The 18,434-nt window shown below is 70.3% G+C and carries 17 protein-coding genes; 8 read left to right on the forward strand and 9 right to left on the reverse strand.

The genetic code is table 11. From position 1 onward, the window contains the following. Positions 1 to 8: 8 nt before the first annotated feature. The 7 genes from G5C60_RS00620 to G5C60_RS00650 form a co-directional block, all read right to left on the reverse strand. The gene (locus G5C60_RS00620) at positions 9 to 2,018 is read right to left on the reverse strand and encodes a glycoside hydrolase family 31 protein (protein WP_165254131.1); all 2,010 of its coding nucleotides are present in this window, start codon (positions 2,016 to 2,018) and stop codon (positions 9 to 11) included. Positions 2,019 to 2,074: 56 nt separating this feature from the next. After that, entirely contained in the window at positions 2,075 to 2,902 is an 828-nt protein-coding gene (locus tag G5C60_RS00625) for a carbohydrate ABC transporter permease (protein WP_165254132.1), read from the reverse strand. Next, positions 2,899 to 3,861 carry a carbohydrate ABC transporter permease gene (locus tag G5C60_RS00630; protein ID WP_165254133.1) on the reverse strand — a complete coding sequence of 321 codons (963 nt, stop codon included), beginning with the start codon at positions 3,859 to 3,861 and terminating at the stop codon, positions 2,899 to 2,901. Before G5C60_RS00630 ends, G5C60_RS00625 begins: the two co-directional genes overlap by 4 nt. Before the next feature lie 7 nt (positions 3,862 to 3,868). Further along, on the reverse strand, positions 3,869 to 5,116 hold the full coding sequence (locus tag G5C60_RS00635; RefSeq protein WP_165254134.1) for a sugar ABC transporter substrate-binding protein: 1,248 nt from the start codon (positions 5,114 to 5,116) through the stop codon (positions 3,869 to 3,871). Positions 5,117 to 5,140: 24 nt separating this feature from the next. After that, a complete protein-coding gene (locus G5C60_RS00640) occupies positions 5,141 to 6,277 on the reverse strand; it encodes a LacI family DNA-binding transcriptional regulator (protein WP_241266375.1) in 1,137 nt (378 codons plus the stop codon). 147 nt (positions 6,278 to 6,424) lie between these two features. Beyond that, positions 6,425 to 6,955, reverse strand: a complete 531-nt coding sequence (locus tag G5C60_RS00645) for a MarR family winged helix-turn-helix transcriptional regulator (RefSeq protein ID WP_165254135.1) — start codon at positions 6,953 to 6,955, stop codon at positions 6,425 to 6,427. Continuing rightward, positions 6,952 to 8,589: an FUSC family protein gene (locus tag G5C60_RS00650; protein ID WP_165254136.1), complete on the reverse strand. Its 1,638-nt coding sequence runs from the start codon at positions 8,587 to 8,589 to the stop codon at positions 6,952 to 6,954. The genes G5C60_RS00645 and G5C60_RS00650 overlap by 4 nt, the downstream gene beginning before the upstream one ends. Positions 8,590 to 8,752: 163 nt before the next feature. On the opposite strand from G5C60_RS00650, the gene G5C60_RS00655 reads away from it, so the two are divergent. The 5 genes from G5C60_RS00655 to G5C60_RS00675 all read left to right on the forward strand — a co-directional run bounded on the left by G5C60_RS00655 (position 8,753) and on the right by G5C60_RS00675 (position 12,722). Further along, entirely contained in the window at positions 8,753 to 9,286 is a 534-nt protein-coding gene (locus tag G5C60_RS00655; protein ID WP_165254137.1) for a DUF5134 domain-containing protein, read from the forward strand. Positions 9,287 to 9,390: 104 nt separating this feature from the next. Next, positions 9,391 to 10,326: a M56 family metallopeptidase gene (locus tag G5C60_RS00660; RefSeq protein ID WP_165254138.1), complete on the forward strand. Its 936-nt coding sequence runs from the start codon at positions 9,391 to 9,393 to the stop codon at positions 10,324 to 10,326. A gap of 68 nt (positions 10,327 to 10,394) precedes the next feature. Next, complete coding sequence (locus G5C60_RS00665; protein WP_165254139.1) at positions 10,395 to 11,081, forward strand: phosphatase PAP2 family protein; 687 nt, start codon at positions 10,395 to 10,397, stop codon at positions 11,079 to 11,081. Positions 11,082 to 11,150: 69 nt separating this feature from the next. Beyond that, positions 11,151 to 11,843: an HAD family hydrolase gene (locus G5C60_RS00670; protein ID WP_165254140.1), complete on the forward strand. Its 693-nt coding sequence runs from the start codon at positions 11,151 to 11,153 to the stop codon at positions 11,841 to 11,843. 186 nt (positions 11,844 to 12,029) lie between these two features. Continuing rightward, the gene (locus G5C60_RS00675; protein WP_165254141.1) at positions 12,030 to 12,722 is read left to right on the forward strand and encodes a TetR/AcrR family transcriptional regulator; all 693 of its coding nucleotides are present in this window, start codon (positions 12,030 to 12,032) and stop codon (positions 12,720 to 12,722) included. On the opposite strand, the gene G5C60_RS00680 is transcribed toward G5C60_RS00675, so the two are convergent. Beyond that, a complete protein-coding gene (locus G5C60_RS00680; protein WP_165254142.1) occupies positions 12,710 to 14,212 on the reverse strand; it encodes an LVIVD repeat-containing protein in 1,503 nt (500 codons plus the stop codon). The genes G5C60_RS00675 and G5C60_RS00680 overlap by 13 nt on opposite strands. Positions 14,213 to 14,416: 204 nt before the next feature. Between G5C60_RS00680 and G5C60_RS00685 the strand changes: the two genes are divergently transcribed. The 3 genes from G5C60_RS00685 to G5C60_RS00695 all read left to right on the forward strand — a co-directional run bounded on the left by G5C60_RS00685 (position 14,417) and on the right by G5C60_RS00695 (position 18,110). Continuing rightward, positions 14,417 to 15,067, forward strand: coding sequence for a DUF305 domain-containing protein (locus G5C60_RS00685; protein ID WP_165254143.1), 651 nt, complete (start codon positions 14,417 to 14,419; stop codon positions 15,065 to 15,067). Positions 15,068 to 15,157: 90 nt separating this feature from the next. Beyond that, complete coding sequence (locus G5C60_RS00690; protein ID WP_165254144.1) at positions 15,158 to 16,510, forward strand: FAD-dependent oxidoreductase; 1,353 nt, start codon at positions 15,158 to 15,160, stop codon at positions 16,508 to 16,510. Positions 16,511 to 16,712: 202 nt separating this feature from the next. Further along, positions 16,713 to 18,110 carry a nucleobase:cation symporter-2 family protein gene (locus G5C60_RS00695; RefSeq protein WP_165254145.1) on the forward strand — a complete coding sequence of 466 codons (1,398 nt, stop codon included), beginning with the start codon at positions 16,713 to 16,715 and terminating at the stop codon, positions 18,108 to 18,110. Here the strand turns inward: G5C60_RS00695 and G5C60_RS00700 are convergent. Continuing rightward, a complete protein-coding gene (locus G5C60_RS00700; RefSeq protein WP_165254146.1) occupies positions 18,030 to 18,389 on the reverse strand; it encodes a helix-turn-helix domain-containing protein in 360 nt (119 codons plus the stop codon). The genes G5C60_RS00695 and G5C60_RS00700 overlap by 81 nt on opposite strands. Positions 18,390 to 18,434 lie beyond the last annotated feature (45 nt).

An 18,434-nucleotide genomic window follows, 5' to 3' on the forward strand; every position in this document is an offset into this window, starting at 1 on the left:
CCTGCGAATCACCCGCTCTCCTTGAGGGGGAGATCGGCTCCCTGAGTGGTGAAGACGGGGATGCGCTCGATCGGCGCCTCGACGGTGACGGTCCGGCCGCCCTCGTGATCGTGGCCGGTCCAGGCGTCGGTCCAGGTGCGGCCCGCGGGAAGGTACACCTCGCGGCTGCGCGCGCCCGGCTCCGTGACAGGTGCGACGACGATGTCAGGGCCGAAGAGGAACTGGTCCTCGACGGCCCAACTCGCCTCGTCCTGCGGGAAGTCGACGAAGAGCGGCCGCATGGGCGGCACGCCCTCGGCCGCCGCGACCCGCATCTGCTCATGGAGGTAGGGCCGCAGGCGCTCGCGCAGGAACAGCTGCCCCTTCAGAATCCCGTACGCCTCCTCGCCGTACGACCAGACCTCGTTGGGGCCGCCGGTCTGCGCGTACCCCCAGGGCATGCGGGGTTCGCGGTCGCCGTGCAGGCGGAAGAGGGGGCAGAAGACGCCGTACTGGAACCAGCGGATCATCAGTTCGCGGTACGCCGGGTCGTCCGGGTCGCCGCCGTGGAAGCCGCCGATGTCGGTGGTCCACCAGGGGATGCCGGAGACGGCGACGGAGAGTCCCGCCCGCACTTGTGAGCGCAGCGAGTCCCAGGTCGCGGGGATGTCGCCGGACCAGACGGCCGCTCCGTACTTCTGGGAGCCCGCCCAGGCCGAGCGGGACAGCAGGACGGTGCCGGGCTGTCCGGCGGCGGCCATGCCCTCGGCGAAGAGACGGGCGTTGTCGCGGGGGTAGACGTTGACCGTCTGGGCGCCGGGACCCGCGTACAGGGTGGTGTTGGCGTGGTGGGCCGGGTCGAGTTCGGGCTCGCAGGCGTCCAGCCAGAAGACGCGGATGCCGAGGTCGAGGTAGTTGCGGCGGATCAGGTCCCAGACGTACGCACGGGTCTCGGGGTTGGTCGGGTCGTACACGGAGACGGGCATCCGGGCCGCCATGCCCTTGTCCTGGACGAGGTGGTGTACTTCGGCGCCCTGGTCGGAGCCGAGGAGCAGGCCGCGGTCGCGGAAGTCCTCGTAGTTCTCGGAGAGCGAGGAGACGGTGGGCCAGATGGAGGCCATCAATTGGATGTCGAGCTCGGCCAGTTCGTCGACCATGGCCTGTGGGTCGGGCCACTCGTCGAGGTCGAAGCGGTAGTCACCCATGGCCGACCAGTGGAAGTAGTCCGTGACGATCACGGACATGGGCAGGCCGCGCCGCTTGTGCTCGCGGGCGACGGCGAGGAGTTCGTCCTGTGTGCGGTAGCGGAGCTTGCACTGCCAGAAACCGCTGGCCCAGTCGGGGAGTTCGGGCACGTGGCCGGTGGCGTCGGCGTATCGGGCGAGGATGTCGCGCGGGGTGGGCGCGGCCGTGATCCAGTAGTCGATTCCCCGGGCCTGGTCGGCCGTCCAGCGGGTGGCGTTCCCGGCGAACTCGACGCGGCCGAGGGCGGGCTGGTTCCACAGGAAGCCGTAGCCCCGGCTGGAGAGCACGAAGGGGATGGTCACTTCGCCGTTGCGCTGGACGAGGTCGAGGCGCAGGCCCTTGTGGTCGAGGCGGCCGTGGGTGTGCTGGCCGAGACCGTAGAGCCGCTCGCCGTCGTACGCCGCGAAACGCTGGTGGATCTCGTACGCGCCGGACCGGTTGCCCTTGAAGTCCCGGGCGCCCGGTGCCCATGGGTGCTCCCGCTGCTCGGCGAGCAGTTCCTCGCCGGTGCTGGTGCGGGTGAAGGTCAGCTGTGACTCGGGGTGGGCGGCGGCGTGGAAGTCGACCGTGACGGTCAGCTCACCGTTGACCAGTCGGGCCGAGGTCTTCTCCGCGCCGACGGTCACGGTGCCGCTGTGTTCCGGTGGCACCTCGAGTGCCCCGACGCTGTCCGTGGGGATGCGGTACTGGGCGACCCGGACGCGGGCGCTGTCCGTGCCCCAGGCCTCGACACGCAGTACCTCGTGCCGGTGCCGCACCTCCAGGGCATCGTCGAGCACACGGAAGACAGGCATGAAACTCCTTGCGTACAAAGGGAGTTGCTATGGATCTCAGGGAGTTGTCATGGGACTCAGGACTTGACGCTCCCGGCGGTCAGCCCGCCGACGATGAACCGCTGGAGCATCGCGAAGACGCATACCACGGGGATGCTGACCAGCGTGGCGACCGCCATGAGCGGTCCCCAGTCGGTACCCGTCTGGCCGACGAAGGTGTTGAGCAGGACGGTCACCGGCTGCACCTTCGGATCGCTGTTGAGCGTGATCCCGAAGACGAACTCGCCCCAGCCGAGCAGGAAGGAGAAGCCACCGATCGCGATCAGTCCGGGCCGCATCACGGGCAGCACGATCCGCCCCAGCACTCCCGGCAGCCCGCAGCCGTCCACCAGCGCCGCCTCCTCCACCTCGACGGGCATGGCCCGCACCAGTGGCCGCAGCACGATGACCGCGAAGGGCAGCGTCAGGGTCGTATCGGCGATGACGAGCCCGATGAGGGTGTTGGTCAGCTCCACCTGTCGCAGCACGATGAACAGCGGTGCGGCCAGCACGATGCTCGGCAGCAACTGCGCCACCAGCAGCGACAGGACCATCGCACCGGAGCCCCGCATCCGGATCCGGGCGACCGCGTACGTCAGGGGCACCGCGAGCAGCAGCGTCAGCGCCACGACGCCGAGGGAGATGACGACGCTGTTGAGCAGCGCCTGGCCGAGCATCGGCTTGTCGAGGGCCCGCGAGTAGCTTTCGCCGGTGAACGGTGAGGGGATCCACTGCGGTGGTGAGACGAGCACCTGGTCGGGCTTCTTCAGCGAGGTGGCGATCATCCAGTACAGCGGCAGCAGGAAGAACGCCGTGATGACTCCCGCGATGAGCGTGAGCAGCCAGGGCCGCTTGGTACCGGTCATGAGGCGGCTCCTTCCTTGCGCAGGCGGCGTACGTAGACGATGGCGACGATCAGCGGGATGACCAGCAGGAGTGTGCCCGCCGCCGCACCCCGGCCGAGCTGGAAGAGCTTGAACGCGACCTCGTACACGTACAGCGGCAGGACTCTCGTGCTGTCGACGGGTCCGCCGCCGGTCAGCACGAAGACCAGGTCGAAGACCTTGAAGGTGTAGATCAGGCCGAGCAGCAGCACGGCCGCGGACACGGGGCGCATGAGCGGGACCGTGATGTGCCGCAGCCGCTGCCAGGGCCCGGCGCCGTCGATTTCGGCCGCCTCGTACAGCGTCGGGTCGATGGACTGCAGGCCGACCAGGAGCAGCAGCATGTTGAAGGGCACGCCCACCCAGATGTTGGCGGCGATGACGCCGGGCAGGGCGGTGCTGGGGTCGGTCAGCCAGTTGTGGGCGAGGGAGTCCAGGCCGACGACGCGCAGGAGTTCGTTGTACGCGCCCGCGTCGGCGTCCAGCATCCAGCGGAAGAGGGTGCCGCTGACGATCGGCGGCAGCAGCCAGGCCACCAGCATCAGCGAGCGGAAGAGGCCCGCGAGCGGGAACTGCTTCACGAACAGCAGCGCCAGCGCGAAGCCGATCGTGAACTGGAAGAACAGCGAGCCCGCCGTGAACACCAGCGAGACCCGCACCGCGTGCCAGAAGGCGCTCTCGGAGACGACGCTGTCGTAGTTGTCGACGCCGCTGAACTGCCAGTCCCCGGTGAGGAGATCACCGATGGCGACGTCGTGGACGGAGGTCCAGAAGTTGTAGGCGAGCGGGAAGAGCATGGTCGCACCGAGGAACAGCAGGGCCGGGGCCGACATGAGGTACCCGGCCCGGGTGCGGCGGGCCGCCAGGGAACGGCCCCGCCGCACGGTCTCGGTCTTCGCCACCGCCTTCAGCGGCTCGCGGGCTTTCACCTGAAGGCTCATCCCTGCCCTACTTCTGCAGCTTGGGAGTGATGGCGTCCGCGGCCTTCTTCGCGGCGTCCCCCGGGCTGGAACTGCCCGTGAGGGACGCCTGGAGGGCTTCGGCCATCGCCTGCGACATCTGCGGGTAGTTCGGGCCGTACGAGCGCGGGCGCGCGTTGCTGAACTCCTGCACGAAGACCTTCAGCGTGGGGTCGGTGGCCCACTTGCCCGCGTCGGCCATGTCGGAGCGGGCGGGCAGCAGCCCGAGTCCGTCGAGGTACTTGGCGAGGACCGTCTTCTCCTGGCTGCGCCTGATGGCCTGCCAGCACTGGTCGGCCTTGCCGCTGGTCTTGAGGATCACCCAGTTCTCACCGCCGAGGCAGCTCGCCGGCTCCTTGTCGACCGGGATCGGCACGACGCCCCACTTGACCTTCTTCTGTCCCTGGAGGGCGGGCAGCTGCCAGGGACCGTTGATCTGCATGGCCGCGCGGCCCGAGACGAACTGGTTGTTGGCGTCCTGCTGCGTCCAGCCGACGCACTGCTTCGACAGCGAACCCGCGTCCACCAGCTCCTTCAGGAACGCGAGTGCGGTGGAGCCGTCCTTGGCGAAGGTGTCCAGGTCACCGCCCGTGGACCACAGGAAGGGCTCGAACTGGAAGACGCCCTCCTCGGTCTTGATCGCGCTCATCGCGAACCCGAACGTGTCGCCCCTGGTGAGCTTCTTCGCCGCCGCCGCGAGCTCGTCCCAGGTCTTCGGGGGCTCGACGCCCGCCGCCTCGAGCATCTCGGTGTTGTAGTACAGGCAGAGGCAGTTGGAGTTGTTCGGGACGGAGTACGTCTTGCCGTCGATGACGCCGCTGTTCCAGGGGCCTTCGTAGTACGCGTCAGACTGGCCCCACTCCTTCACGCGGTCGGTGAGGTCGGTGAGGAGTCCCTGCGGGACGAAGGAGTTCATCGAGGTGTTGTCGACGATCGCGATGTCCGGCAGGTCCCCGGAGGCGGCGCCCTTGATGATCGCGGGCTCCAGCTCGGCAAACGGAAACGTACGCCGGGTGATCTTGACGCCGACCTGCTTCTCGATGTCGGCGATGAGCGCCTTCATACCGGGCTGGCGGGCCTCCTCGACGAGGTAGTCCCACCAGATGAGCTCGTTCTTCCCGCCGGACGAGCCGCTGTCCGAGCCGCCGCAGGCGGTGAGCGGGCCCGCAAGTCCCGCGGCGAGGAGTCCTGAACCCGATATGCGCAGGAACGAGCGTCGGTCGAACCGGTTCGACATGTGCGTCTCCCAGGGGTGCGTGGATCAACTGCGCGTCTGCGCGGGGCCGGTGCTCGCGCGGACCGTGAGTTCGGGGGTGAGCAGGTGCTGCCGGGGCCGTGCAGAGGTGGGGCCCGCGAGCCGTTCGAGGAGCAGGTCCACGGCGAGCCGGCCCATGACGTCCGACGGGTTGTCGAAGCCGGTCATCATCGGGGTGACCGTCTCGGCCCAGCGGGCGCCGACGACACCGGTCACGGAGACATCGCCGGGAACGGACAGGCCCGCCCGGTCGAGCCCGCGGTACAGGCCCACGAGCGCCGCCTCGTTGAGAACCACGAGGCCGGTCGTCAGCGGGTCGTGGTCGAGGATTTCCCGGACGACTCTCTCGCCGGAGGCAGCGTCGTCCCCGCAGTGATGGATCTCGCCGGTCAGCCCCAGCTCGGCGACGGCCGCACGGAAGCCGTCGACGGCTCGGTGCGCGGCCTCGTATCCCACGGCGAACAGCTTCCGGGGCCGGTTCACCAGGGCGAGCCGCCGGTGGCCGAGCTCGGCGAGATGCCGTACGCAGCGTGCGGTGAGCTCCGTCCAGTCCATGTCGACCCAGGACAGGGCGTCGGGATCGGCCGTCCGCCCCATGGTGACGAAGGGGAACCCGCTGCCGAGAAGCCGGTCCACCCGTGAGTCCTGGACGCGGATCTCCATCAGGATCGCGCCGTCGACGCGCCGCTGGCCCACCAGCCGGTCGAAGGCCTCGTCCGAACCCTCGCCGCTGCGGGACAGCAGTACGTCGTGGTCGTGCACGGCGGCGGCGTCGATCACCGCGCTGAGGAAGTCGAGCTGCATGTCGGTGTAGCGGCGGCCGGCCGGCGGGAACACCACACCGATGGTCTGGGTACGGCCGTGGGCCAGGGCACGGGCGCTGGCGTTGGGCTGGAAGCCGTACTCGTCGATGACCTGCTGGATGCGCAGCCGGGTCCGCTCCGAGATCGGCCGCTTGCCGCTCAGCGCGTACGAGACCGTGCTGCGCGAGACGCCTGCGAGACGGGCGATCTCCCCGATGTTGACGGGGGCGGGACTGCCGCTGTTCACGGGAATGCGGCTGTCTCTGTTCACGGCGGTGCGGCTGTCTTCGTGCTCGGGGGTGCGCCTGCTCTCGGCCATCTCGTCGAACCGGTTCGACATCGCGCCTACACCTCCTCCACGGCCAACCAGTCGTTCGACATTTCGCACGTCAGCCGGTTACCCGAACCGGCGTGCCTGAACGTAGGAGTGGCGTAGGTCTCATGTCAACGGTCCGTAACCACAAAGTTTCTGACCCGACGGAACCGCTCAGACCCGTGGGACGCCCAGCCGGCCCTCGAGCTGGACCAGCAATTCCCCGAGGAGCGCACTGAGTTCGTCCTGCCGCGAGGCGTCGAGACCGGACAGTACGACCGTCTCGTACGCGAGTTGTTCGGGGAGGATTCCGTCGACCAGGTCGCGTCCCGCGTCCGTGAGACGCAGATGGGCGACGCGCCGGTCACGGCTGTCGCCGCGGCGCTCGACGAGTCCGCGCTGGGTCAGCTGCTTGAGGCGCTTGGTGACGGCGGCGCCGGAGGAGAAGGTCTCCCGGGCCAGCTCGCCGGGGGTGAGCTCACGGCCGGTGCGGCGCAGGGCGGCCAGCAGGTCGAACTCGGGCCGGGTGAGTCCGGCATGACGCAGTGGGGCGTCCTCGGCCTGCTGCAGCAGCGCTGCGCAGCGGTTGATGCGTCCGATGATCTCCATGGGCCCGGTATCGAGGCCGGGGTGGACCGTCTGCCACTGCCGTACCACCGCCGCGACGGTGTCCCCCGCCGTCGCCCGACCGTTCGCTGCCGTCATGCCCGTGCGCCCCCCAGTGCGTGCAGTCCCTGCCGTCGTACCGTCGCCGCGAGCGTACGGTGTCCGGCTTGCTCGGCGAGCATCACCCGCTCCTCCGGCAGGGCGCGCTGCCACCACTCGCCGGCCGCCGCGTCGGCCGTGGCGCGCAGCTCTACGAGCGCACCGGCCAGCCGGCGGCGGGCGGACTCCAGGGCGCCGGCCTCGGGGCGGTCGGCGGCGACCAGCCGCGCGGCGTGCTCACGGGCGTGCTCCACGGCGGCGAGGGCGTCCTCGATACGGTCGCCGGCCCGCCGGTTGGTGACCGCGACCGCCGCGAGAAAGCCGATGAGCGCGCCCACGAGCGTGTCCACGACGCGGTCGGTCATGAGCTCACCGGGCTTCTGGAAACCCGCGAACTCGGTGATCAGCAGCGCCATGGGCGTCACGCAGACGCTGCCGAGCCAGTAGTTGCGGCTCATCAGGGCCTCGGCGCCGAAGTTGAAGGCGAGGCAGCACAGCACGAGGGCGGCCGGGCCCAGATGGGCGACAGGGGCGATCGCCGCGAAGAGAAGTACGCCGACGAGGTTGCCGACCACGCGCTGGATCCCGCGACTCCAGGTCAGGGTGATGTTCGCCTGGTACAGCGAGGCGGCGGTGACCAGGGCCCAGTACGGGCGGCCGACGCCGAGCGCGAGCGAGACGTAGCCGGCGAGGGCGCAGCCCAGCGCGGTGCGCAGAGCCAGCGGGAGGAGCGGGCCGAGCCTGCTGAGCAACGGGCGCTCGCCGACGGCCAGTTCGGCTTCCACACCGAGGAGTTCGTCGGCCGCCGGGTCCACGCGCGGCACCGCCCCCGTGCCGCGCAGTGCGCGGGCCCAGGCGCGCAGCCGCTCCGGGTCCGTGTCGGCGGGGGCGGCGAGCGCGACCTCGGCCCGGACGACGAGGCGTTCGAGGGCGCGGCGGGGCGCGGAGCGGGCACCGGTGGCGAGCAGCGACTGCCAGGCGGCATGCACGGCGGAGGCTCCGGCGGCCCGGGTCCGTTCGTGGCCGTGGCCGGTACCGCGCGTCTCGGCATACGCGGCGGCGGCGTTCAGCGCGCGAGCGGTGGCGCGGCGCTCCGGGCCGTGCGGCCGGAGGAGCCCGGGCGCCATGCCGACGAGCCAGGCCCAGGCGCCTGCCGCGGCGGCAAGGGCGACATGGCCGGGGACTTGGTGCAGGGCCTGCGGCGCGAAGAGGGAGGCCGAGCTGATGAAGACGAAGATCACCGGCCCCGGCGGTCCGATGCGCGTCGCGTCGCACAGTGCCTTCTGCGCGGCGGCGAGCAGGGCACCCACGGTGACCAGGACCACGGCGGAGGACGTCAGCGACGCCGTGACCAGCGCGATCGTGACCGAGGCGAGCATGCCGAGCACGAGCCCGGCGAGGGTGCGGGACCGGGCGGCATACGGCAGGTTGTGGGCGTAGAGAGCGCAGAGCGCCCCGGCCATCGTGTACATCGCCAGATCGAGCCGGCCGAGCGCCAGCAGCGTCAGGTTCGGCACGCCCACCGCGACGACCACGCTCAGAGCTGGCTTGAACCAGATGTCGGAGGGGCGTCCGGCGCGCAGCACACCGGCGAGCGGGAGTCGGCGTACAGGCGGAGGTCCGGGGGTGCTCATGGCACTAGGTTAACATGTGTTTTACTCGTAAAGCACCTCCTTTGATCTGCGGTTCGCCCCCGCACGCTCCCCCGCGTACCCCCTTGCGCTCGTATGCGCACCGGCCGTCCCGGGCATCTCTTCGACCGGACTGTCCGGGAAGGTCGACCGGGGGAGGTGCGCCGTGCACGGACCGGCGCCGTCGGACTGGCTGCTCGTCGCGCTGTGCGCGGCGACCGGGGCCTACTGCCTGCTGCGTATGCGCAGTTCCGTCGAGGAACAGCGCCGCACGGCGGGCGATGAGGCGCTCATGGGATTCGGTATGGCCGCGATGGCCGTACCCGCCGCGGTGCTGACGCCGCCGAGATGGGCCTGGCTCGTCTGCGCGGCGGTGTTCGGCGCGGCCGCGCTGCGCGCCCTGTGGGCGGCGCGGGCCTGCCGCCGTCATCTGCATCATCTGGTGGGCGCGTCAGCGATGGTCTACATGGCGGTGGTGATGGCAGGCGGCACACACTCGGGGCTGCCCGTGCTCACCGGGGCACTCTTCGCGTACTTCACCGGATACGTGCTGTGGACCGGGACGCACCTGGTGCCGGCCGTCGTCACCGGACCCGAAGGGGGCACCCGCACGGTCGGCTGGGGGGACCGTCCGGAGCTGGCGCTGGCCTGCCGGCTCTCGATGGGCATCGGGATGCTGGCGATGCTTCTCACGCTGTGACCCGACTGCCCGTCCGACTGCCCGACTGTACGAAACCGTGGTCTGCGTCACTTTGCCGCGGCCGCCCGTATCCCCTGACGCCGCCCCGCTCATAGGCTGCCCCCATGATGGTCCCCGCGGCACTGCTGCTGCTCGGCGCCCTGGCCGCCGTTCTCGCTCCGCGGCTGCTCGCCCGAACGGACTGGGCGGACCGCGAACCGGTGGTCGCCCTGTGGGTGTGGCAGTGCGTGGTGGTGGCGGTTCTGATGTGCTGCGTGCTGTCGATGACGCTCAGCGCGGCCGCCGCCTGGCAGGCGGTGCGCGGCCATGTGTTCGCTCCCGCCCCGAACTCCGTCGTGGACGCCTACGCGCTCGCCGGAGCGGGTCCGTGGGCCGCGGCGACCGCGGTGGCGCTCGCGTGCGGTGGTGCGTGGAGCGCGACGATGCTGGTCCGCGAGATCGTACGGGCCCGTGCGCGGCACCGCCGTCGGCGGGACGAACTCCTCGTCCGTGCCCCGCTGTTGCCCGGCGAGGAGCCGGGAAGCGACCGGCTCGTCGTCCTGGAGGGCGAGCGTCCGGACGCCTGGTGGCTGCCCGGAGCGGCACCCCAACTCGTCATCACCACCGCCGCGTTGCGCCGCCTCAAGGGAAGCCAGCTGGACGCCGTGCTCGCCCATGAGCAGGGGCACGCACGGGCCCGGCACGACTGGCTGCTGCACTCCTCGGCCGCACTGGCCAACGGCTTTCCGCAGGTCCCCGTGTTCGCGGCGTTCCGCGACGAGATGCACCGCCTGGTCGAGCTCGCCGCCGACGACATGGCGTCCCGCCGCTTCGGCCGCCTCACGATCGCCCTCGCGCTGGTGGAACTCAACGAGGACCGGGGCGTGTTCGGCCCCTGCCCCACCCCGCAGGCCCACGTCCCGCAGCGCGTCAACCGCCTGCTCACTCCGCCGGACCGCCTCCCGGCCGTCCGTCGGCTGCGGCTCACGGCGGCCGCGGCGCTGGTGCCGGTGATTCCGGTTCTCGTCGCGTTCGTGCCGGGGCTGCGGGCGCTGGGGTAACCGAGCGCGCAAGGGGCCGTACGCATCGGAGTTGGCCTGAGACCCCATCGGTCGGCGAGGATCATTCCATGCACTCCCCCACCGTCGACTCGCCGCCCCACACGCCGAGGCCCCGGACCGCTGTCCGCGCCACGATCGCCCTTGCCGTTCCCTCCCTGCTGCTGCTCCTACTGGTCGCCCTGTCCTGGGACCCGCTCATGGATCTCGACGGCGACATCGCGCGTACGACGCACGGGTGGGCCGTCGACGAGCCCGACGTCACGCAGACGTCTCGCATCCTGACGGACTGGGTGTGGGACCCCTGGACGATGCGCGCGCTGTGCACCGCGACCGTGCTCTGGCTGGCCGTACGGCGCTCGGCATGGTGGCTCGCCCTGTGGCTCGCGGCCGCCACCGCGCTCGGCACGGCGCTTCAGCAGGGGCTGAAGGCCGCGGTCGGCCGGGACCGGCCCGTGTGGCCCGACCCCGTGGACTCGGCCCACTACTCCGCCTTCCCGTCCGGGCACGCCATGACGGCCGCGGTGGTCTGCGGTCTGCTGCTCTGGCTCCTGCGCGTGTACGGCGTCGGCCCTGTCGTGTGGCGTGTCGCGCTGGCCGTCGCGGCGGTCTCCGTCCTCGGCGTGGGCCTCACCCGTGTCTGGCTGGGCGTGCACTGGCCGACGGACGTGCTGGGCGGCTGGCTGCTGGGGGCGCTGACGGTGGCACTGGCGGTGTCCTCGTACACGAGGTTCCGGGGAACCCCTGAGCCACGCTGACCGGACGACCGGGTTCGCGGGGACACCAACCGCCGGGCGTTGGACAGAAGGATCGGTAAAGTCCAGCCCATGGCTGCCGTGTTGTTCGACTTCTCCGGAACCCTCTTCCGCATCGAGTCCACCGAGTCCTGGCTGCGCGCGGTACTGGCCGAGGCCGAAGTCTCCCTCCCGGAACCGGAGTTGATCCGGACGGCCCGGGACCTGGAGACGGCGGGCGCGCTGCCGGGCGGGGCCTCCCCGGCGGGGCGGATTCCCGACGAGGTCGCCGCCGTGTGGGACATCCGCGACATGAGCGCCGAGCTGCACCGGGCCGCGTACACCGGGCTCTCCCGCCAGGTGCCGCTGCCCGATCCCGCCCTGCACGACGCCCTGTACGACCGCCAGATGACACCGGCCGCGTGGCGCCCGTACGCCGACGCGGCCGAGGTGCTCGGGGCGCTGCGTGAGCGCGGTGTCGCGGTCGGTGTGGTCAGCAACATCGGCTGGGACCTGCGGCCCGTCTTCCGTGACCACGGCCTCGACCGGTACGTCGGCGCGTATGTGCTGTCGTACGAACACGGCATCCAGAAGCCGGACCCACGCCTGTTCGCGACCGCCTGCGACGCCCTCGGTGTCGCCCCTCAGGACGCGCTGATGGTCGGCGACAACCGCCGCGCGGACGGCGGCGCGGCGGCCCTGGGCTGCGGGGTGCACTTCGTGGACCATCTGCCGGTGGCACAGCGCCCGGACGGGCTCCGCCCGGTCCTGGGCCTGCTCGGCTGATCCGACGGGGGTCTTGGAAGCGCTGGAGGCGTGGGCCGGGATCCGGAGCCGGATCCCGCCTGTCCGCCTGGACGATCCCCCGCGTCGCCCAGGCGGACGGCAGCCCGGAAAGATCCCCTGACGGGGGTACGGACCGGACGCGCTGAGTATAGTTGGCTGGCAGCCAGTCAACGCAGGAGTTACAGGATGTCCCCTCGCAGCCCGTCGGTCAATGAAGAGTTGCGGCGGCGTTCCCGGGAAAAGCTTCTGCAGGCGGCACTTGAGCTGGTCAGCGAGCATGGTTACGAGGCGACAACACTTGGGGACATCGCGGACCGGGCGGGCTCCGCGCGCGGTCTCGTCTCGTACTACTTCCCGAGCAAGCGGCAGCTGGTGCAGTCGGCCGTGCACCGGCTGATGCACTGCACGCTCCAGGAAACGCTGGAGCGCGAGCCGCGCACGGAGGACGGCCGGGAGCTCCTGGCGCGGGCCATCGACGCGATCCTGGGGCTCGCCCGGGACCATCCCGTGCTGATGCGCCAGCACATGGCGGGCATCCTGCAGGCCGAGGGGTTCATGCAGTGCGCGGAGCAGCAGCGCCTGGCCGAACTGCTCAGGGACACCGTCGCCCGGTACGGTTCGCCGGACGCCACCGTCGATTACTCGATGCTGCGGGCGCTGCTGATGGGTGCGGTCTACGCGGCGCTGGTGCCGGGCGTCCCGATGCCCCTGCGGTCCCTGCGGGCCGAGCTGTTCCAGCGCTACGGGCTCGACTTGGAGCTGGGTGTCCCGCCGGACGCCGAGGCGCCCGGCGGGACGTATGGCGAGGACCTCTCACGGTTCTTCTCGCCTCAGGACCGCGAAGCCGACGCGGCAGGTCAGGCCGATCAGTCGAAGTAATCGGGCTGCGTCTGCACGTTCAGCTCAGGCATGCGGACCCACTTCGCCGGGTCCGTGCGCCGGTCGTTGATCTTCAGGACGTCGAAGCCCTTGGCGATGTCGTTCGAGTAGATGTAGCCGTTGTAGTAGTACGCCGACCACGAGCCCGCGGTGGTGAGCCGGTCCATGGTCAGCGGTCCGCGCTCGAAGTAGGCGATCTCCTTGGGCTTCGAGGAGTTGGTGAAGTCCCAGACGGAGACGCCGCCCTGGTACCAGGCCTGGACCATGATGTCCTTGCCCTTGACCGGGATCAGCGAGCCGTTGTGGGCCACGCACACCTCGGTGTCCGCCTGGTGGCGGTCGATCTTGAAGTAGCTGCGGAAGACGAGCTTGCGCTTGTCGCCCTTGCCGACGATGTCGTAGATGCCGTCGGCACCACGGTTCGGGCCGATCTCCGCGTTGCAGGTGGCCGCGCCGCCGCCGCCCAACTCGTCGGTGAACACGACCTTGTTGGCCTTCTGGTTGAAGGTCGCCGAGTGCCAGAACGCGAAGTTCACGTTGTCCTGGACCTGGTCGATGATCTTCGGGTTCTCCGGGTCCTTGATGTCGAACAGGATGCCGTCGCCCATGCAGGCGCCCGCCGCGAGGTCCTTGGAGGGCAGCACGGTGATGTCGTGGCAGCCGGTGGTCTTGGAGACGCCCGGGTTGGTGGGCGAGCCCGGGTTGCCACCGCCGTCGGGCCCCTCACCGGGGAAGAGCACCGGGAAGCCGACGACCGCCGCCTTCTCGGGGGCACTTCGCGGCACCTTGATGACCGTGATGCCGTCGTGCGGCGGCTGACAGTCGGGGAAGGCTGCGCTGGGCGAGTACGAGGAGACGTACACGTAGACGTTCCTGCGCTCCGGCACCAGTGTGTGCGTGTGCGAGCCGCACGCGGTCTCGACGGCGGCCACGTACTTCGGGTTGGCCTTGTCGCTGATGTCGAAGACCTTCATGCCCTCCCACGAGGATTTCTCGGTTGCGGGCTGCGTGGTGCTGTTGCAGGAGTTGTCGCTGCGCGAGGAGTCGGTGGAGAGGAAGAGCAGGTTTCCGGACACGGAGATGTCGTTCTGCGAGCCGGGGCACAGCACCTGGGAGACCGTCTTCGGAGCCTTCGGGTTGCTGAGGTCGAAGATGCGGAAGCCGTCGTAGTTGCCGGCGTACGCGTACTTCCCCTGGAAGGCCAGGTCCGAATTGGTGCCCGGCAGCGCGTCCTTGGGGATATTGGCGAGGTGGGTGATGTTGTCCGAGTGGACGATCTCGTCCTGTCCGGGTATCTCGCCGCTCTCCACCGCCGCCCTGGCTTCGGCCGCCTCGCTCTTGGAGACCTTCTGCGGGGTGGCCGGCGTGTCCCCGGGGTCTGGGGTCGCGACCGCCGGACCGGCTGTGAGCAGCGCGGCCAGAAGTCCGGCCGCGGTGGCGACAACTCCCAGCCGTCTGCGCCGCGTTCGGTGGTTGATTAACAGGGTCACTGCTTCCTCCCTTGTAGCCGTTCGCAGTTGAACGGTTCAGGTACCACGGAAGTATCGTCTTCATCATGCACAGATCAACAGAGGGCAACACACTCGTAACGAATCTTTTTGATCACTGACGATCGGAAGCATGCCCGAAGCGTGCTAGGACGGTTCTCAACGCCCACAAGGCGTCTGTCATCCCGTGCGCCGCAGGAGGTCGCCGTGCTCTTACCCCGTACGTCCCGCCACGTGGTCACCGCCTCCGTGACGGCCGTCGTCCTCGTACTCGGGGGCTGCACCGGTTCGGACGACGACACCGGCTCCGCGTCGGACAAGGGCCCCTCGGTGATCGCTCCGGGCAAGCCGGGCGAGGCGGCGCAGACGCTCTCCGCCGAGGACGCCGCGAAACAGCGCTCCGACGACGACACCCCCAACTCCGCGGACTTCGCGTACGCGCAGATGATGATCAAGCACCACACCCAGGCCCTGGACATGGCCGAACTCGCCCCGAAACGCGTCGAGTCGACCCGGCTGAAACGTCTAGCCGAGCGGATCGCGGCCGCTCAGGGACCGGAGATCGACGCCATGAAGGGCTGGCAGAAGACCCACGGCGGCAGCAAGAAGGGCACGACGCACGAGCACGAGGCGATGCCCGGCATGGCGACCGAGGCGCAGCTGAAGAAGCTGCGCGCCGCGAAGGGCAAGGCCTTCGACGAACTGTTCCTGAAGCTGATGATCACCCATCACGAAGGAGCGCTCACCATGGCCACGGATGTGCTCGCACAGGGCAACAACATCCAGATCGGCGAGATGGCCGACGACGTGATCGCACAGCAGACGACCGAGATCAACAAGATGCGCGACATGCCCTGACCCGTTCGGTCCCTCCCATGGCGGGCGGCGCGGTGCGATCCTGGAGGCATCAGCGATCTCCTCGTTTTCCCGCGGGGAAGGAGTTCTGCCGTGCTGCACGTCGCCGTCGTCGGTTCGGGGCCGAGTGGGGTGTACGCCGCTCAGAGTCTCGTCCAGCAGAGCCAGGTGCCGGACGTCCACGTGGACGTCCTGGACCGGCTGCCGTGCCCGTACGGCCTGGTGCGCTACGGCGTGGCGCCCGACCACGAGAAGATCAAGTCGCTGCAGAACAATCTGCGTACGGTCCTGGAGCACGAGCGGGTGCGTTTTCTGGGCGGCGTCCAGGTCGGCCCTGACGGGCTGCCGACCGCCCGGCTGCGGGAGCTGTACCACGCCGTCGTGTACTGCGTCGGAGCCGCCACCGACCGGCGTCTCGGGGTGCCCGGTGAGGAGCTGCCGGGCAGCTGGTCGGCGACCGAGTTCGTGTCCTGGTACAGCGCGCACCCGGACGCCGTGTCCGACGGCTTCGTCCTCGGCGCGCGGGCGGCGGTCGTCATCGGCGTCGGGAATGTCGCGGTGGACGTGACCCGGATGCTGGCCCGGGGCGTCGCGGAGCTGAGCCCCACGGACATGCCGCAGGCGGCGCTCGCCGCGCTCAGCCACAGCCAGGTGCGGGACATCCAGATGGTGGGCCGGCGCGGCCCCTCGCAGGCCCGCTTCACCACCAAGGAACTGCGGGAGCTGGGCGCGCTCCCCGACACCGACGTGGTCGTGGATGCGGAGGAGTTGGCGCTCGATCCGGCGTACGCCGATCCCTCCGCGCTGCCCGCCGCCCAGCGCCGCAACGTGGAGGTGCTGCGCGGCTGGGCCGAACGGCCGCCGCGCGGCGGCTCCCACCGGATCCGGCTCCGCTTCTTCCTCCGCCCGGTGGAACTGCTCCCCGACGGAGGGCGCGTGGGCGCGGTGCGCTTCGAGCGGACGCTGCCGGACGGGCACGGCGGAGTGACGGGCACCGGGCGGTACGAGGACATCGAGGCGCAGTTGGTGCTGCGCTCGGTCGGCTACCGCGGAGTGCCGCTGGAAGGGCTGCCGTTCGACGCGGAACACGGCACCGTGCCGCATCTCGCGGGGCGGGTCCTGCGGGAGGGCTCGGTGGCGCCGGGAGAGTACGTGGCGGGCTGGATCAAGCGGGGTCCGACCGGCGTGATCGGCACCAACCGGCCCTGCTCGAAGGAGACGGTGACCTCGCTGCTGGAGGACGCGCCCGTACTCGTACGGCGTGAGCTGCCGGACGATCCGCTGGCCGCACTGCTTGCGGAGGGGTTGCAGCCGGTCGAGTGGGCGGGCTGGCAGGCGATCGAGCGGGCCGAGGCGGAGCTGGGGGCCTCACTGGGCCGGAGCGTGGTCAAACTCCCCGATTGGCCGTCGCTGCGGGAAGCGGCGCGGCAGGGTAGCGCGCCGTAAGGAGGCCGCAGGCCCCTTAGGGGCGCGGGGCTGTGTCAATTTGCGGCTCCTCCGCGTGGGCGCGACCAGCCACAGCGGATCCGCAGATTACGTACCACGGTTGGGTAGGACACCCAGCGGCAACAGACCGGAAATCAACAAACTGTTCAAGTCGCCTACGGTCTCGTGCAGTCCCCGCTCCACCGCCGCTCCAGGAGTGCCCATGCCAACCACGACCTCCGCACGTCAAGTGCACCCCGTGGACGAGGTCCCACCCGTCCGCCACCTGGCCGCCTTCGGGCTGCAGCACGTGCTCGCGATGTACGCGGGCGCCGTGGCGGTCCCGCTGATCGTCGGCAGCGCGATGAAGTTGTCGCCCGCGGACATGGCGTATCTGATCACGGCCGATCTGCTGCTGTGCGGTATCGCGACGCTCATCCAGTGCGTCGGCTTCTGGCGCTTCGGTGTGCGGCTGCCGATCATGCAGGGGTGCACCTTCGCGGCCGTGTCGCCGATGGTGCTGATCGGTACGGGCGGCGGCGGGCTGCCCGCGATCTACGGGTCGGTGATCGTCGCCGGGCTCGCGATCATCCTTCTGGCGCCGGTCTTCGGGAAGCTGCTGCGCTTCTTCCCGCCGCTGGTCACCGGCACGGTGATCCTGATCATCGGGCTCTCGCTACTGCCGGTGGCGGGCAACTGGGCGGCGGGTGGCGTGGGTTCGCCGGACTTCGGTGAGCCGAAGAACGTGGCGCTCGCGGCGTTCGTCCTCGCGGTGGTGCTCGGCGTGCAGCGTTTCGCCCCGGCGTTCCTGAGCCGGATCGCGGTGCTGATCGGCATCGCCGTGGGCCTCGCGGTCGCGGTGCCCTTCGACTTCACGGACTTCGGCGGGGTCGGGGACGCGGACTGGCTCGGGATCAGTACGCCGTTCCACTTCGGCGCCCCCACCTTCGAGGCGTCGGCGATCGCGTCGATGCTGGTCGTGGCGCTCGTGACGATGACCGAGACCACGGGTGACTTCATCGCGGTCGGCGAGATGACCGGGCGCAAAGTCGAGCCGCGCCCGCTCGCCGACGGTCTGCGCGCCGACGGCCTGTCCACGGTCCTCGGCGGTGTCTTCAACACCTTCCCGTACACGGCGTACGCGCAGAACGTGGGCCTCGTCGGCATGACGCGGGTCCGCAGCCGCTGGGTCGTGGCCGTCGCCGGCGGCATCCTCGTCCTGCTCGGCCTGCTGCCCAAGCTGGGCGCCGTGGTCGCGGCGATCCCGGCGCCGGTGCTCGGCGGCGCGGGCCTGGTGATGTTCGGGACGGTTGCCGCGAGCGGGCTGCGGACGCTGGCACAGGTGGACTTCAAGGGCAACGACAACCTGACGGTCGTGGCCGTTTCGGTCGCCGTGGGCATGCTGCCGGTCGGGGTGCCGACGGTCTACGAGAAGTTCCCGGACTGGTTCCAGACGGTGATGAACAGCGGCATCAGCGCGGGATGCCTGACGGCGATCGTGCTGAACCTGCTCTTCAACCACCTTCCCGGGAAGGGCGGTTCAGCTGCCTCCGAGGCGGACGGCCTGGCGGGCGGTGGCAGCGAGGACGCTGTCGAGAAGTCCCGGGAAGAGGTCGTCTAGGTCGTCCCGGCGCAGCCCGTTCATCTTGGCGGTGCCCCGGTAGATCTGCCGGATCACACCGGCCTCACGCAGCACCCGGAAGTGGTGCGTGGTCGTGGACTTGGTGACGGGCAGGTCGAAGTGCGAACAGGAGAGCTCGTCGCCGTCGGCGGCGAGCTCTCGCACGACCCGGAGCCGCATCGGGTCGGAGAGCGCGTGCAGCACGGATTCCAGGCGGATCTCCTCGCGCACGGGGTGCGGGAGGTCGCGGCTGCTGCTGGTCGGGGCGGCGGTCGTCACGGCGGCTCCAGTCCTTCTGGTCCGGCCTTCTGGCCGAAGGCCTCC

The sequence above is a fragment of the Streptomyces scabichelini genome (assembly GCF_011045015.1).
GTDB classification, from domain to species: domain Bacteria; phylum Actinomycetota; class Actinomycetes; order Streptomycetales; family Streptomycetaceae; genus Streptomyces; species Streptomyces scabichelini.

What these genes read in the sequence shown, in the direction of transcription:
- G5C60_RS00620 (WP_165254131.1), bottom strand. Translation starts at nt 2,018, where the DNA reads ATGCCTGTCTTCCGTGTGCTCGACGATGCCCTGGAGGTGCGGCACCGG.
- G5C60_RS00625 (WP_165254132.1), bottom strand. Translation starts at nt 2,902, where the DNA reads ATGACCGGTACCAAGCGGCCCTGGCTGCTCACGCTCATCGCGGGAGTC.
- G5C60_RS00630 (WP_165254133.1), bottom strand. Translation starts at nt 3,861, where the DNA reads ATGAGCCTTCAGGTGAAAGCCCGCGAGCCGCTGAAGGCGGTGGCGAAG.
- G5C60_RS00635 (WP_165254134.1), bottom strand. Translation starts at nt 5,116, where the DNA reads ATGTCGAACCGGTTCGACCGACGCTCGTTCCTGCGCATATCGGGTTCA.
- G5C60_RS00640 (WP_241266375.1), bottom strand. Translation starts at nt 6,277, where the DNA reads ATGTCGAACCGGTTCGACGAGATGGCCGAGAGCAGGCGCACCCCCGAG.
- G5C60_RS00645 (WP_165254135.1), bottom strand. Translation starts at nt 6,955, where the DNA reads ATGACGGCAGCGAACGGTCGGGCGACGGCGGGGGACACCGTCGCGGCG.
- G5C60_RS00650 (WP_165254136.1), bottom strand. Translation starts at nt 8,589, where the DNA reads ATGAGCACCCCCGGACCTCCGCCTGTACGCCGACTCCCGCTCGCCGGT.
- G5C60_RS00660 (WP_165254138.1), top strand. Translation starts at nt 9,391, where the DNA reads ATGATGGTCCCCGCGGCACTGCTGCTGCTCGGCGCCCTGGCCGCCGTT.
- G5C60_RS00665 (WP_165254139.1), top strand. Translation starts at nt 10,395, where the DNA reads ATGCACTCCCCCACCGTCGACTCGCCGCCCCACACGCCGAGGCCCCGG.
- G5C60_RS00670 (WP_165254140.1), top strand. Translation starts at nt 11,151, where the DNA reads ATGGCTGCCGTGTTGTTCGACTTCTCCGGAACCCTCTTCCGCATCGAG.
- G5C60_RS00675 (WP_165254141.1), top strand. Translation starts at nt 12,030, where the DNA reads ATGTCCCCTCGCAGCCCGTCGGTCAATGAAGAGTTGCGGCGGCGTTCC.
- G5C60_RS00695 (WP_165254145.1), top strand. Translation starts at nt 16,713, where the DNA reads ATGCCAACCACGACCTCCGCACGTCAAGTGCACCCCGTGGACGAGGTC.